Genomic DNA, 13610 nt, shown 5'->3' on the forward strand with positions numbered 1-13610 from the left:
TTGGTGGGTCGTGCAGGATTCGAACCTGCGACCAATTGATTAAAAGTCAACTGCTCTACCAACTGAGCTAACGACCCACTCTGGCGTCGCTTTGGGCTTGTTTGATATCCCTTGGCAACGGCGGCATATATTACTGATTTCAGAATTCAGCGCAACTAAAATTTCGATAAAGATCACTTAACTGCTGGCGATTCAGGCGACAAGACCAGAAATAACGCGATTTCTGGTCATGCCGTAATCAACCAAGAGCATTAAGTCGTTTTTGCGCTTGTTTCGCACCGTCGGTGCCGGGGAATTTGCTGATCACCTGCTGGTAAACCGCTTTCGCTTTCGCGGTATCACCTTTGTCCTGCATGATCACGCCGACCTTAAACATGGCGTCCGGCGCTTTTGGCGATTTCGGGTAGTTCTTCACCACCGAGGCGAAGTAAAACGCCGCATCGTCTTTTTTCCCCTTATTGTAGTTCAACTGTCCGAGCCAATAGTTGGCGTTCGGCTGATAAGTTGAATCCGGGTACTTTTTAACGAAGTTCTGAAACGCCGCCATGGCGTCATCCTGGCGTGAAGCATCCTTCACCAGGGCAATAGCCGCATTGTAATCGGTGTTCGCATCGCCGGTCATCGCCGGAGCGCCTGACGTGGCCGCTGGCGCTGCGCTGGCGGTAGCCGCGCTCTGATCGCCGGAAGACGACGATGCCTGGGCGCCCGCCGCCGCTGCGCCACCTCCGCTCGTCAGCCCGTCAATCTGCAGCAGAATCTGCTTCTGACGCTCAACGATCTGATTCAGCTGATACTGGTTCTCCTGGATCTGACCACGGAGAGAATCAATGTCAGTCTGGTTATCAGAGAGTTGTTGCTGGAGTTGGGTTAAAAGCTGGCTGTGAGCATTGGAAATACGCTCGAGTTGAGTGACACGGTCTTCGACCGAGCCTGAGCCGACACTACTGATTGGCGCCTGAGCAAAAGCGGCCCAGGGGGCCGCTATGCCAACCAGTAACGACAGACTCAATAAATGATGTCTGAAGTTACTGCTCATGCAATTCTCTTAGTAAACCAGTACGGCGCGACGGTTTTTGGCATATGCCGCTTCGTCATGACCCAGTACTGCTGGTTTTTCTTTACCGTAAGAAACGATGGAGATCTGATCGGCAGAAACACCTTTGCCCTGCAGATACATCTTAACGGCGTTAGCACGACGCTCACCCAGCGCGATGTTGTATTCCGGGGTACCGCGCTCATCCGCGTGACCTTCTACAGTCACTTTGTAGGACGGGTTGCTGCGCAGGAAGTTAGCGTGCGCGTCCAGCATTGCAGCGAAGTCAGAACGGATATCGTACTTGTCCAGATCGAAGTAAACGATGTTGTTCTGCTGCAGCTGCTGCATCTGCAGACGAGCTTGCTCTTCAGAAGACATGTTGCCGCCGTTACCGTTAGCGTCCATACCAGTGCCGGCACCCAGCATGCCTTCACCGCTCTGGTCGTTGCTGGCGTTCTTGTTAGAAGAACATGCCGCGATTGCCATAACCGGCAGAGCGATCATCAGCCCTTTCAGCACTTTGTTCAGTTGCATTTCTTTGATTCCTTTAATAATCAATTATTTATTATCACAGATACGGCGACCAGGCAGGCGATTTTACCTGTCCATCAGTTGCCGGAAGACGCGCTTTGAAACGCCCATCTGTAGAAACCAGATTCAGCACGGATCCCATCCCCTGAGAAGAGCTGTAGATTACCATAGTGCCGTTAGGTGCCAGACTTGGCGTTTCGTCTAAAAACGTTGATGACAGAACCTGTACACCACCCGCTTCCAGATCTTGTTTGGCAATGTGCTGCTGGCCGCCGGCCGAGCTGACCATTACCATCGTTTTACCATCCGCGCTCACGTCAGCGTCCTGGTTCTGCGAACCTTCCCAGGTGATACGCTGCGGCGTGCCGCCATTAATATTGACTTTATACACCTGCGGACGACCGGCCTGGTCAGAGGTGAAGGCCAGGTTCTGGCTGTCCGGGAACCAGCTTGGTTCGGTGTTGTTGCTGCGACCGTTGGTCACCTGACGAATCTGACCCGAGCCCAGATCCATCACGTACAGGTTCAGGCTACCGGTTTTCGACAGCGCGAAGGCCAGTTTAGAACCATCCGGCGAGAACGCCGGCGCGCCGTTGTGCTGCGGGAAGGAGGCAATCTGACGCACAGCGCCGTTCGCCAGGGTCTGCACCACCAGCGCAGAGCGACCGCTTTCGAAGGTGACGTAAGCCAGTTTTGAACCGTCCGGAGACCAGGCCGGGGACATCAGCGGCTGGGAGGAGCGGTGAACCACAAACTGGTTGTAGCCATCATAATCGGAAACGCGCAGCTCATACGGGAACTGACCGCCATTGGTCTGCACCACGTAGGCGATACGAGTCCGGAAGGCGCCTTTAATACCGGTCAGCTTTTCAAATACCGCGTCGCTGGCAGTGTGCGCGGCATAGCGCAGGTACTGTTTAGTGACTTTGAAAGAGCCTTGCGCCAGCGTTGTGCCCGGCGCACCGCCGGTATCCACCAGCTGATACGCTACCTGGTAAGAACCATCCGGGTTTGACGTCACCTGGCCGACGACCACGGCGTCAATACCCAGCGCAGACCAGGCAGCAGGCTGCACTTCCTGGGCACTGGTCGGCTGCTGCGGCAGACGCGAGCGATCCAGCGGGTTGAATTTACCGCTGTTGCGCAGGTCAGCCGCCACGATACCGCCAACATCTTCCGGCGCAGCGCCCTGCCCGGCCCACTGGAACGGTACCACGCCGATGGGGCGCGCCGAGTCCACCCCCTGGGTGATCTCGATACGTACTTCTGCGTGCAGCACCGCCGCCCACAGCATTAAAAAACCAAATGCTACTCGTAATGCCTGCTTCATCATATCTCCCTTATCCGGGCGGAAAGCCCACGATAATTTAGCAGAATGTTAACAAACTCAAATACACAAAACTACCAAAACCCATGAACGCCCTATTTTCTTTCCCCCCGCTGACGCGGGGGAAAAAGCGCTTAAGGTTTGAAGTCCAGTGGCGCATTTTTGAACGTTTCATAAACAGCCTGCGACGGCGGTTTAGGGAATTTGCTCATCCGACTGGTAGCCGCCAGCATTTGCTGGCAGAAAGCCGGATCGCCGCCTTCCGATTTCACACTCAACAACGTTCCATCCTGAGCCAGGTTTACGCGCAACGTACATACTTTACCCTTGTACGTATCCCAGTCATAGAGATGTCCTTTAATCGCGGCCTGCACCTGCGAAATATAGCTGGCAATCTCCGCCTGAGATGCACCGCCCTGCCCCGGTTTACTTCCTTTAGCAGGTGAAGAGCCACCTGTGCTACCGCTGGTGCTACCTTTCGGCGCATTCTTACCTGAACTCAGATCGCCGAGCAGTTCGTCAACGCCATCCGCTTCTTTCGCTGCAGCCGCTTTCTTCGCTGCCGCGGCTTTTGCTGCTGCCGCTTTGGCCGCTTTATCAGCCGCCGCCTTCTCAGCAGCTGCCGCTTTGGCTGCCGCTGCTTTTTCAGCTGCGGCGGCTTTCTCGGCAGCGGCCTTCTCCGCGGCCGCTTTTTGCGCGGCCGCTTTCTCAGCTGCTTTTTCGGCGGCTTTTTCTGCAGCCGCTTTTTCAGCCGCTGCCTGCTTAGCCGCTTCCTGCTGGGCCTTCTTCTCCGCTTCCTGTTGCGCTTTCTTCGCCGCTGCCGCTTCTGCTTTCTTCTGCGCCTCTGCTGCGGCTTTCGCCGCTTCGGCTTCCGCCTGTTTCTTCGCATCGGCCGCTGCTTTCGCGGCGGCGGCTTCGGCCTGTTTCTTCGCGTCAGCCGCCGCTTTCGCTGCCGCCAGTTCAGCCGCTTTCGCCTGGGCATCCGCCTTCGCTTTCGCCTCGGCGGCCGCTTTGGCCGCTGCTTCCTGCGCTTCTTTAGCCTGCGCATCCGCTTTGGCTTTCGCCGCCGCGGCAGCCTTGGCTGCGGCTTCCTCAGCCTGCTTCTGTTGTTCCTTCGCTTCTTTCGCCGCTTCCTGCGCCTGCAGCCGCTCCTGTTCGAGCTGTTTCAGCCGTTCCTGTTCCGCCGCCTGCTTCTCACGTAACTCTTCCGCCTGCTGCTGCGCCTGTTTTTCGCGCTGTTCAGCGGCGCGACGTGCGCTGGCCTGCTGCTGTTGCTGACGGTTATAGTTATTTACCACCGCCCCCGGATCGACCATGACGGCATCAATCGACGATCCCCCGCCGCCGCCGGCAGAGGCATCCAGATGCTCGTCAAACGAACTCCAGATCAGCAGCGCGATCAGTATGATGTGCAGCGCGACTGAAATGATGATCGCTCGTTTAAGCTTGTCGTTTTGTTCGGTTGCCTTTGACACTATCGGTTCCCAAAAACTGTTCGCCTGTACCCGCGATGCGCACCGACGGCGAGCGATACTCGCCGCCGAACGCCGCGCGGACGCACCTACCTGAAGCGATTAAATAGGTTTGGTCATCAAGCCGACCGATTTAACCCCTGCACTATGCAACAGGTTCAGCGCTTTAATAATTTCATCGTAAGGGACGTCTTTCGCACCGCCGATCAGGAATACCGTTTTCTCATTGGCTTCAAGACGACGCTTCGCTTCGGCAATCACCTGCTCCGGCGGCAGCTGGGACAGCGTCTCCTGCCCCACTTTCACGCTGTACTGCCCTACCCCGGAGACTTCCACAATCACCGGCGGATCGTCATTGCTTTTCACCGCTTGCGATTCCGTGGCGTCCGGCAGATCGACTTCCACGCTCTGCGTAATGATCGGCGCCGTTGCCATAAAGATCAGCAACAGCACCAGCAGGACATCCAGCAGCGGAACGATGTTGATCTCGGACTTCAGTTCGCGACGTCCGCGTCCACGTGCTCTGGCCATGGCTTACCCCTTATTGCTTTCGCTGGTGGTAAAAGCCTGACGGTGCAGAATGGCGGTGAACTCTTCCATAAAGTTGTCGTAATTCAGTTCAAGCTTGTTCACCCGCTGGTTCAGGCGGTTATACGCCATGACCGCCGGGATAGCAGCGAACAGACCGATCGCAGTGGCGATCAGCGCTTCGGCGATACCCGGCGCCACCATCTGCAGGGTGGCCTGCTTCACCGCGCCAAGAGCGATAAAGGCGTGCATGATCCCCCAGACGGTACCGAACAGACCGATATACGGGCTGATGGAGCCTACGGTGCCGAGGAACGGAATATGGGTCTCCAGCGTTTCCAGCTCGCGGTTCATCGAAATACGCATCGCGCGCGATGCCCCTTCGACGATCGCCTCCGGCGCATGGCTGTTGGCCCGATGCAAGCGCGCAAACTCTTTGAAGCCGCTGTAGAAGATCTGCTCCGAACCGGTCAGATTATCGCGACGCCCCTGGCTTTCCTGATACAAACGGGACAGTTCAATCCCGGACCAGAATTTGTCCTCGAACGCTTCAGCTTCGCGCGCGGCCGAGTTAAGGATACGCGTTCTCTGAATAATGATAGCCCAGGAAGCGATAGAAAAACCAATCAAAATCAACATGATAAGTTTAACCAGAAGGCTCGCCTTCAGGAACAAATCAAGGATATTCATGTCAGTCACTGCTTAAACTCCGCGACAATAGACTTGGGAAGCGCACGTGGCTTCATTAAGAGTGGATCAACGCACACAATGAGAACCTCAGCTTCGTTTAACACTGTATTCTCGGCGTTGACGATTCGCTGCGTGAAAACCAAAGAGGTGCCGCGCATCGAGGTAATTTCCGTCTGGACTTCGAGCATGTCGTCGAGTCTGGCGGGGGCAAAATACTCCAGCGTCATTTTGCGAACCACGAAGGCAACGCGTTCAGCCAACAGAACCTGTTGACTAAAGTGATGGTGGCGCAGCATCTCTGTGCGTGCTCTTTCATAAAAAGCGACGTAACTGGCGTGGTAAACCACACCACCGGCGTCGGTATCTTCGTAGTAGACCCGAACCGGCCATCGAAACAGCGTTGTATTCACTTTACATCCCGGTAATGCAAAAAAAGGTTAGAGCTTTCAAACTTCGCTACTATACGCGCGGGAAAGATGGTTTGGAATGGGGGAAAGTAAACGGGGCGTAAATTTTTATGGGCTTATGCAAGCCCATAGCATTAACAGAGATCTCTTATTCAAAAGAAGAAAAAGAAGAGACCTAAAGCGAGCACGATATCAGCGATAAGCGGACAAAAAATCCCCTGCCAGTGAACGGCACGCGGGCGGAAGCCCACGCCGTGAATTACGCCACTGCAAACCGCCCACATCAGCAAGAAACCGTGCCAGATTTCCAGCTCGCTGGTCTTCGCGGCAAAGCGCGACGGATCCCAGAAAATGCAGCCTGCCAGCAGCAGCGCCATCAACAAGGAAAGCGCCCTTAACGGGCGCTTGTCCATTATCGCATACATATACTTTATCATTCACGTCGCCTCTTTGTTGGCTCCGTCTGCTTACCCCAGTCACTTACTGGTGTAAGCTCCTGGGGATTCACAGACTTGCCGCCTCGATGCAACCCGAATGATTTCGTATATCGCATCACGATAATACTCATCAGTGTTCTTCTTTACCTGCTTTGGTGGCTTCCACGTGCTCAAGCGCCAGCGCGGTAATCACCCCAAAGGCACAGGCAAGAAGCGTTCCCAAAATCCATGCGAAGTACCACATATATAGCTCCTTACCTTAGTACAGCGAGTGGGTGTTCTTTTCGATGTCTTCACGGGTGATGCGGCCAAACATCTTCCAGTAACACCAGCTGGTGTAGCCCAGAATGATCGGCACGAAGACAATCGCCACGTAGGTCATCAGGTTCAGCGTCCGCTGGCTGGAGGTCGCGTCCCACATCGTCAGGCTGGCGTTCAGCATGGTGCTGGACGGCATGATGAACGGGAACATCGCGATACCGGCAGTCAGAATGATGCAGGCCAGGGTCAGCGAGGAGAACAGGAATGCCCAGGCGCCTTTATCCGCTTTGGTCGAAACGACGGTCAGCAGCGGCAGCACCACGCCCAGGGCAGGGATCGCCCACAGCGCTGGCATATTGTTAAAGTTCACCATCCACGCGCCCGCTTCACGCACCACTTCTTTGGTCAGCGGGTTAGACGGGCCGGTATGGTCAATCACCGATTTCACCACATAGCCGTCGATGCCGTAGTAGACCCACACGCCCGCCAGCGCGAAGCAGACCAGCGTCACCAGCGCCGCCACCGTGGAGACGGTGCGGGTGCGCAGATGCAGTTCGCCTACGGTACGCATCTGCAGGTAGGTCGCGCCCTGGGTCAGGATCATCGCCACGCTGACGATACCGGCCAGCAGACCAAACGGGTTCAGCAGCTGGAAGAAGTTACCGGTATAGAACAGACGCAGGTATTCGTCGACATGGAACGGCACGCCCTGCAGCAGGTTGCCGAAGGCCACGCCAATCACCAGCGGCGGCACGAAGCTGCCGATGAAGATGCCCCAGTCCCACATGTTGCGCCAGCGGGTGTCCTCGATCTTGGAACGGTAGTCGAAACCGACCGGACGGAAGAACAACGAGGCCAGCACCAGAATCATCGCCACATAGAAACCGGAGAACGCCGCGGCGTAGACCATCGGCCAGGCAGCGAACAGCGCGCCGCCGGCGGTGATCAGCCACACCTGGTTACCGTCCCAGTGCGGGGCGATGGCGTTGATCATAATCCGACGCTCGGTGTCGTTACGGCCGAGGAAGCGGGTGAGCATGCCCACCCCCATGTCGAACCCGTCGGCGACGGCGAAGCCAATCAGCAGGATGCCAATCAGCAGCCACCAGATAAAACGCAATACTTCATAATCGATCATTTGACGACTCCTGTCTTAGCGTGCCGACTGAATAGCCGCAGAGGACTGTTCAAAGTGATAGCGGCCGGTTTTCAGGCTGCTAGGTCCTTTGCGGGCAAACTTGAACATCAGGAACAGTTCAGCCACCAGGAACAGCGTGTACAGACCGCAGATCAGCAACATAGAGAAGATCAGATCGCCCGCGGTCAGCGACGAGTTGGCCACCGCCGTCGGCAGGACTTCACCAATCGCCCACGGCTGACGGCCGTATTCGGCAACAAACCAGCCCGACTCCACGGCAATCCACGGCAGCGGCAGGCCATAGAACGCGGCGCGCAGCAGCCATTTTTTCTCGCCGATACGGTTACGAATTACGCTCCAGAAGGAGGCGCCGATAATCAACAGCATCAGAATGCCGCACGCCACCATGATACGGAAGGCGAAGTACAGCGGTGCGACGCTTGGAATAGAGTCTTTGGTGGCTTTGGCGATCTGCTCTTCCGTGGCGTCAGCGACGTTCGGGGTATAGCGTTTCAGCAGCAGACCATAGCCGAGATCTTTCTTCACGTTATTGAACTGGTCGCGAACGGCCTGGTCGGTGGAACCGGCGCGCAGTTGCTCCAGCAGCGCGTAGGCTTTCATGCCGTTACGGATACGCTCTTCGTGCTGAACCATCAGATCCTTCAGTCCGATAACCGGCTTATCCACCGAGCGGGTGGCAATGATGCCCAGCGCGTAGGGGATCTGGATGGCGAAGTGGTTGGTTTGCGCATTCTGATCGGGAATACCAAACAGGGTAAAGGCCGCCGGCGCAGGCTGGGTTTCCCACTCTGCTTCGATAGCCGCCAGTTTGGTTTTCTGCACGTCACCCATTTCGTAACCGGATTCGTCACCCAGCACAATAACGGAGAGGATCGCCGCCATACCGAAGCTGGCTGCGATGGCGAAGGAGCGCTTAGCAAAGGCAAAGTCACGACCTTTCAGCATGTACCAGGAGCTGATAGCCAGGATAAACATCGCACCGGTGACATAGCCAGACGCCACAGTGTGAACGAATTTCACCTGAGCAACCGGGTTGAGCACCAGTTCGGAGAAGCTGACCATCTCCATACGCATGGTTTCAAAGTTGAAGTCCGATGCGATAGGGTTCTGCATCCAGCCGTTAGCGACGAGGATCCACAGCGCGGAGAGGTTGGAGCCCAGAGCGACCAGCCAGGTGACGGCCATATGCTGAACTTTACCCAGACGATCCCAACCGAAGAAGAACAGACCTACAAAGGTGGATTCGAGGAAGAAGGCCATCAGACCTTCAATGGCCAGCGGCGCGCCGAAGATATCGCCCACGTAGTGTGAGTAATACGACCAGTTAGTCCCGAACTGGAACTCCATGGTCAGACCGGTCGCCACACCCAGCGCGAAGTTGATACCAAACAACTTGCCCCAGAATTTGGTCATATCTTTATAAATCTGTTTGCCGGAAAGGACGTAGACCGTTTCCATGATGGCCAGCAGGAACGCCATACCGAGCGTCAGTGGCACAAACAGGAAGTGGTACATCGCGGTCAAGGCAAACTGTAAGCGCGACAGTTCGACTATATCTAACATCATGACTCCTTGCTCATCGCATGAAGACTCCGAAAATGAACCGAGAAGCTCTGGCTCATACGCATGCCCCAATACAAATTTTTATTTGTCGCCCGCCCGGAGCGGGTTTCAACCGAAAGTGAAACCACGCCAGGACAAGGTTACAAATACGTTAACGAAAAACCCAATTGATTCCCCAATATATTACGCCGCAATAACCTTACAATAAATATGTTTTTATTGTTCCAGTTTTACATTTTTCGACGGTGATCAATATATAGCGAAGATGGCCGGTTTAGGCCAATTTGACTTGAGACAATTTAACGTTTTTTGAAGGATTTTTCCAAGCATTAAGTATTGATATAAATCAATTTTTACTCTACGTGTTAATTATGTAGCTCAATAAAGAATATTGGTAAACCCAATGTTAATACTGTGTTTAAAGTATGCCTTGATTGGTTACTAAAAAGGGAAAGATGAGAATCATAGGTAATATTATTTAACGCCACAGGAAAAAAATAAAAAAAAGAGCCGATCCGATTAATGCTAGACCGCTCACAGTATTTTTTCCTGCTTTCTTCTCCCCTCCCCCACTCTTTTTTTTACTGTCTGTTTCGTTACCCTGCGGTACGACCAGGGCAAATTTTCATTTCCGACAACCGCGCGTCGATAATATTTATGAAATAATTCATAAAATCAATATGATAGATAAGGTTTTTGCCAAACGCAGGGTTTGCTGACGCAGCGGCTTTCGGAAGAAGCGGACAACGGCCAAAAAAAGGCCACCTGACGGTGGCCAACCATGTCGAAATCGGACAGATTTCTGCTTGCGGAAAAGCAGAGAGGGTTTACTTGATGATAGCTTTCAGCGCTTCGCCGATATCGGCCAGGCTGCGAACGGTTTTCACACCGGCTGCTTCCAGGGCTGCGAATTTCTCATCGGCAGTACCTTTACCGCCAGCGATGATGGCGCCAGCATGGCCCATACGCTTGCCCTTCGGCGCGGTCACGCCCGCGATGTAACCGACAACCGGCTTGGTCACGTGCTCTTTGATGTAGGCAGCCGCTTCTTCTTCCGCGCTACCGCCGATCTCACCGATCATCACAATCGCTTCGGTCTGCGGGTCTTCCTGGAACAGCTTCAGGATATCGATGAAGTTAGAGCCCGGGATCGGGTCGCCGCCGATACCGACGCAGGTAGACTGACCGAAGCCGTAGTCGGTGGTCTGCTTAACTGCTTCATAGGTCAGGGTACCGGAACGGGAAACGATGCCCACTTTACCCGGCTTGTGAATGTGACCCGGCATGATGCCGATTTTGCATTCGCCCGGCGTGATCACGCCTGGGCAGTTCGGGCCGATCATACGCACGCCCGCTTCGTCCAGTTTCACTTTCACGGTCAGCATATCCAGCGTCGGAATACCTTCGGTGATGGTGATAATCAGCTTAATGCCCGCGTCAATCGCTTCCAGAATGGAATCTTTGCAGAACGGCGCCGGAACGTAGATCACGGTCGCGGTGGCGCCGGTCGCTTCAACGGCTTCGCGCACGGTGTTGAACACCGGCAGGCCCAGGTGAGTGGTGCCGCCTTTGCCTGGCGTCACGCCGCCAACCATTTGCGTACCGTAAGCGATCGCTTGTTCAGAGTGGAAGGTCCCCTGGCTACCGGTGAAGCCCTGGCAGATAACCTTGGTATCTTTATTAATTAAAACTGACATTATTTCCCCTCCACTGCGGCAACAACCTGCTGTGCTGCGTCCGTCAGACTTTTCGCTGCAATAATATTCAGGCCGCTGTCAGCCAGTTTTTTCGCGCCCAGTTCGGCGTTGTTACCTTCCAGACGAACCACGACCGGAACGTTAACCCCAACTTCCGCTACCGCACCGATGATGCCATCAGCGATCAGGTCGCAACGCACGATACCGCCGAAGATGTTCACCAGCACCGCTTTCACATTGTCATCAGAGAGGATGATTTTGAACGCTTCGGTGACGCGCTCTTTGGTCGCACCGCCGCCCACGTCGAGGAAGTTAGCCGGTTCGCCGCCGTGCAGTTTAACGATGTCCATGGTACCCATCGCCAGGCCTGCGCCGTTAACCATGCAGCCGATGTTGCCGTCCAGCGCGACGTAGTTCAGTTCCCACTGCGCCGCCTGCGCTTCACGCGGATCTTCCTGCGACTGGTCGCGCATTTCGCGCAGATCCGGCTGGCGGAACAGCGCGTTGCCGTCAGCGCCCAGTTTGCCGTCGAGGCAGATCAGGTCGCCCTGCTTAGTGATAACCAGCGGGTTGATTTCGATCAGCGCCAGGTCGCGCTCCAGGAAAATGGTCGCCAGACCCATGAAGATCTTGGTGAACTGCTGAACCTGTTTACCTTCCAGACCCAGTTTGAACGCCAGTTCACGACCTTGATAAGGCATCGGGCCCGCCAGCGGATCGATGGCGATCTTGTGGATCAGGTGCGGGGTCTCTTCCGCCACTTTTTCGATTTCCACGCCGCCTTCGGTAGAGGCCATGAACACTACGCGACGGGAGCTACGGTCAACGACCGCGCCCAGGTACAGCTCTTTGTCAATATCGGTCGCCGCTTCAACCAGGATCTGGTTAACCGGCTGGCCGTTCGCATCTGTTTGATAGGTCACCAGACGTTTGCCCAGCCAGTGCTCGGCAAATGCGCGGATCTCTTCTTTGCTCTTCACCACTTTCACACCGCCCGCTTTGCCGCGGCCACCAGCGTGAACCTGACATTTCACTACCCACGGACCCGCGCCGATTTTTGAAGCGGCTTCTTCTGCTTCACGCGGAGTAGTACAGGCATAACCCACCGGCGCCGGTAAGCCATAGCGGGCAAAAAGTTGTTTTGCCTGATATTCATGTAAGTTCATGTGTTCAGTCCATCCTTCAGGGTGTAATTATCTTTAAACCTGTAGGCCTGATAACAGCGTTAACGCGTGTTATCCGGCCTACGGTAGGTAATACGCTTGCTGACTACACGTCCAGCAGCAGACGGGTCGGATCTTCCAGCAGCTCTTTAATCGCCACCAGGAAGCCTACCGATTCACGTCCGTCGATCAGACGGTGGTCGTAGGAGAGCGCCAGGTACATCATCGGCAGGATCTCTACCTTGCCATTCACCGCCATCGGACGGTCTTTAATGGCATGCATACCCAGGATGGCGCTCTGCGGTGGGTTGATGATCGGCGTGGACATCAGGGAGCCGAACACGCCGCCGTTGGTAATGGTGAAGTTACCGCCGGTCAGGTCGTCTACGGTCAGCTTGCCGTCACGGCCTTTCACCGCCAACTCTTTAATATTCTTTTCGATATCCGCCATGCCCAGCAGGTCAACGTCACGCAGAACCGGGGTGACCAGGCCGCGTGGTGTGGATACGGCCATGCTGACATCGAAGTAGTTGTGGTACACCACGTCGTCGCCATCGATAGAGGCGTTCACTTCCGGATAGCGTTTCAGCGCTTCCACGACCGCTTTCACGTAGAAGGACATAAAGCCCAGACGGATGCCGTGACGTTTTTCGAACGCGTCGCCGTACTGCTTACGCAGATCCATGATTGGCTTCATGTTGACTTCGTTGAATGTGGTCAGCATGGCGGTGGAGTTTTTCGCTTCCAGCAGACGCTCGGCCACACGTTTACGCAGGCGGGTCATCGGGACGCGTTTTTCAGAGCGGTGGCCCAGCTGCGGCGCCGGCGCGGCTGCCGGGGCAGCGGCTGGCGCTTTGGCTTCTGCCGCCGCCGGGGCTTTCGCCAGATGTTTCTCGACATCTTCGCGGGTCAGGCGGCCGCCGACGCCGGTGCCTTTGATGGCCGCCGCGTCGAGGTTGTGTTCAGCCAGCAGACGACGGATCGCCGGGCTCAGCGCATCGTTGTTCTGCTCTTCCAGAGAGGCCTGCTGACGCTGCGCCGGCGTGGACGCTTTCGCATCGGCTTTTTCGCTGCTTTCTTTACCTGCGCTGTTACCTTCGCGCAGGCGGCCAAGGATCTGGCGAGACAGGACGGTAGCGCCCTCGTCTTCCAGCACTGCATCCAGAATGCCGTCCGCTGATGCCGGTACTTCCAGTACCACTTTGTCAGTTTCGATTTCGACCAGGACTTCGTCACGGACGACCGCGTCGCCCGGTTTTTTGTGCCAGGTGGCGACGGTTGCGTCAGCTACGGACTCAGGCAGGTCGGGAACCAGAATATCTACGCTACTCATTGTGTA

The 13610-nt window shown here is 55.5% G+C and carries 14 protein-coding genes and 1 tRNA gene; all 15 read right to left on the reverse strand.

Translation table 11 applies throughout. The features are described from left to right. Position 1: 1 nt before the first annotated feature. Positions 2-77: transfer RNA gene (locus tag QLG03_RS23565), tRNA-Lys, on the reverse strand. Between the two features lie 161 nt (positions 78-238). Then, positions 239-1036: a cell division protein CpoB gene (gene cpoB / locus QLG03_RS23570; RefSeq protein ID WP_048297071.1), complete on the reverse strand. Its 798-nt coding sequence runs from the start codon at positions 1034-1036 to the stop codon at positions 239-241. A 9-nt stretch (positions 1037-1045) separates the two neighbouring features. Continuing rightward, positions 1046-1570, reverse strand: a complete 525-nt coding sequence (gene pal / locus QLG03_RS23575; protein WP_002895068.1) for a peptidoglycan-associated lipoprotein Pal — start codon at positions 1568-1570, stop codon at positions 1046-1048. A gap of 34 nt (positions 1571-1604) precedes the next feature. Next, positions 1605-2897, reverse strand: coding sequence for a Tol-Pal system beta propeller repeat protein TolB (tolB, locus tag QLG03_RS23580; RefSeq protein ID WP_023288877.1), 1293 nt, complete (start codon positions 2895-2897; stop codon positions 1605-1607). Between the two features lie 131 nt (positions 2898-3028). Continuing rightward, positions 3029-4369: a cell envelope integrity protein TolA gene (gene tolA / locus QLG03_RS23585; RefSeq protein WP_069603248.1), complete on the reverse strand. Its 1341-nt coding sequence runs from the start codon at positions 4367-4369 to the stop codon at positions 3029-3031. 99 nt (positions 4370-4468) lie between these two features. Then, positions 4469-4897 (reverse strand): colicin uptake protein TolR, encoded by a 429-nt coding sequence (tolR, locus tag QLG03_RS23590; protein ID WP_002895061.1) that lies wholly within the window; start codon positions 4895-4897, stop codon positions 4469-4471. Positions 4898-4900: 3 nt separating this feature from the next. Next, positions 4901-5593: a Tol-Pal system protein TolQ gene (tolQ, locus tag QLG03_RS23595; RefSeq protein WP_004152221.1), complete on the reverse strand. Its 693-nt coding sequence runs from the start codon at positions 5591-5593 to the stop codon at positions 4901-4903. Continuing rightward, complete coding sequence (gene ybgC / locus QLG03_RS23600) at positions 5590-5994, reverse strand: tol-pal system-associated acyl-CoA thioesterase (RefSeq protein WP_002895056.1); 405 nt, start codon at positions 5992-5994, stop codon at positions 5590-5592. Before ybgC ends, tolQ begins: the two co-directional genes overlap by 4 nt. Before the next feature lie 149 nt (positions 5995-6143). Next, the gene (ybgE, locus tag QLG03_RS23605) at positions 6144-6428 is read right to left on the reverse strand and encodes a cyd operon protein YbgE (RefSeq protein ID WP_008805691.1); all 285 of its coding nucleotides are present in this window, start codon (positions 6426-6428) and stop codon (positions 6144-6146) included. Between the two features lie 130 nt (positions 6429-6558). After that, positions 6559-6672, reverse strand: coding sequence for a cytochrome bd-I oxidase subunit CydX (gene cydX, locus QLG03_RS23610; RefSeq protein ID WP_004100325.1), 114 nt, complete (start codon positions 6670-6672; stop codon positions 6559-6561). 15 nt (positions 6673-6687) lie between these two features. Next, positions 6688-7827, reverse strand: coding sequence for a cytochrome d ubiquinol oxidase subunit II (gene cydB, locus QLG03_RS23615; protein WP_004885993.1), 1140 nt, complete (start codon positions 7825-7827; stop codon positions 6688-6690). A 15-nt stretch (positions 7828-7842) separates the two neighbouring features. Next, positions 7843-9411 (reverse strand): cytochrome ubiquinol oxidase subunit I, encoded by a 1569-nt coding sequence (gene cydA, locus QLG03_RS23620; protein WP_002895047.1) that lies wholly within the window; start codon positions 9409-9411, stop codon positions 7843-7845. Positions 9412-10238: 827 nt separating this feature from the next. Continuing rightward, a complete protein-coding gene (gene sucD, locus QLG03_RS23625; RefSeq protein ID WP_004885990.1) occupies positions 10239-11108 on the reverse strand; it encodes a succinate--CoA ligase subunit alpha in 870 nt (289 codons plus the stop codon). After that, on the reverse strand, positions 11108-12274 hold the full coding sequence (gene sucC, locus QLG03_RS23630) for an ADP-forming succinate--CoA ligase subunit beta (protein WP_002895039.1): 1167 nt from the start codon (positions 12272-12274) through the stop codon (positions 11108-11110). The genes sucD and sucC overlap by 1 nt, the downstream gene beginning before the upstream one ends. Before the next feature lie 103 nt (positions 12275-12377). Beyond that, the gene (odhB, locus tag QLG03_RS23635; RefSeq protein ID WP_023288876.1) at positions 12378-13604 is read right to left on the reverse strand and encodes a 2-oxoglutarate dehydrogenase complex dihydrolipoyllysine-residue succinyltransferase; all 1227 of its coding nucleotides are present in this window, start codon (positions 13602-13604) and stop codon (positions 12378-12380) included. Positions 13605-13610: the final 6 nt, after the last annotated feature.

The organism is Klebsiella sp. V115_8 (assembly GCF_029967715.1).
Classification (GTDB): Bacteria; Pseudomonadota; Gammaproteobacteria; order Enterobacterales; family Enterobacteriaceae; genus Klebsiella; species Klebsiella quasipneumoniae.

Bases quoted from the DNA above. Each gene is read 5' to 3' on its own strand.
- cpoB (WP_048297071.1), bottom strand. From the start codon at position 1,036: ATGAGCAGTAACTTCAGACATCATTTATTGAGTCTGTCGTTACTGGTT.
- pal (WP_002895068.1), bottom strand. From the start codon at position 1,570: ATGCAACTGAACAAAGTGCTGAAAGGGCTGATGATCGCTCTGCCGGTT.
- tolB (WP_023288877.1), bottom strand. From the start codon at position 2,897: ATGAAGCAGGCATTACGAGTAGCATTTGGTTTTTTAATGCTGTGGGCG.
- tolR (WP_002895061.1), bottom strand. From the start codon at position 4,897: ATGGCCAGAGCACGTGGACGCGGACGTCGCGAACTGAAGTCCGAGATC.
- ybgE (WP_008805691.1), bottom strand. From the start codon at position 6,428: ATGATAAAGTATATGTATGCGATAATGGACAAGCGCCCGTTAAGGGCG.
- cydX (WP_004100325.1), bottom strand. From the start codon at position 6,672: ATGTGGTACTTCGCATGGATTTTGGGAACGCTTCTTGCCTGTGCCTTT.
- cydB (WP_004885993.1), bottom strand. From the start codon at position 7,827: ATGATCGATTATGAAGTATTGCGTTTTATCTGGTGGCTGCTGATTGGC.
- cydA (WP_002895047.1), bottom strand. From the start codon at position 9,411: ATGTTAGATATAGTCGAACTGTCGCGCTTACAGTTTGCCTTGACCGCG.
- sucD (WP_004885990.1), bottom strand. From the start codon at position 11,108: ATGTCAGTTTTAATTAATAAAGATACCAAGGTTATCTGCCAGGGCTTC.
- sucC (WP_002895039.1), bottom strand. From the start codon at position 12,274: ATGAACTTACATGAATATCAGGCAAAACAACTTTTTGCCCGCTATGGC.
- odhB (WP_023288876.1), bottom strand. From the start codon at position 13,604: ATGAGTAGCGTAGATATTCTGGTTCCCGACCTGCCTGAGTCCGTAGCT.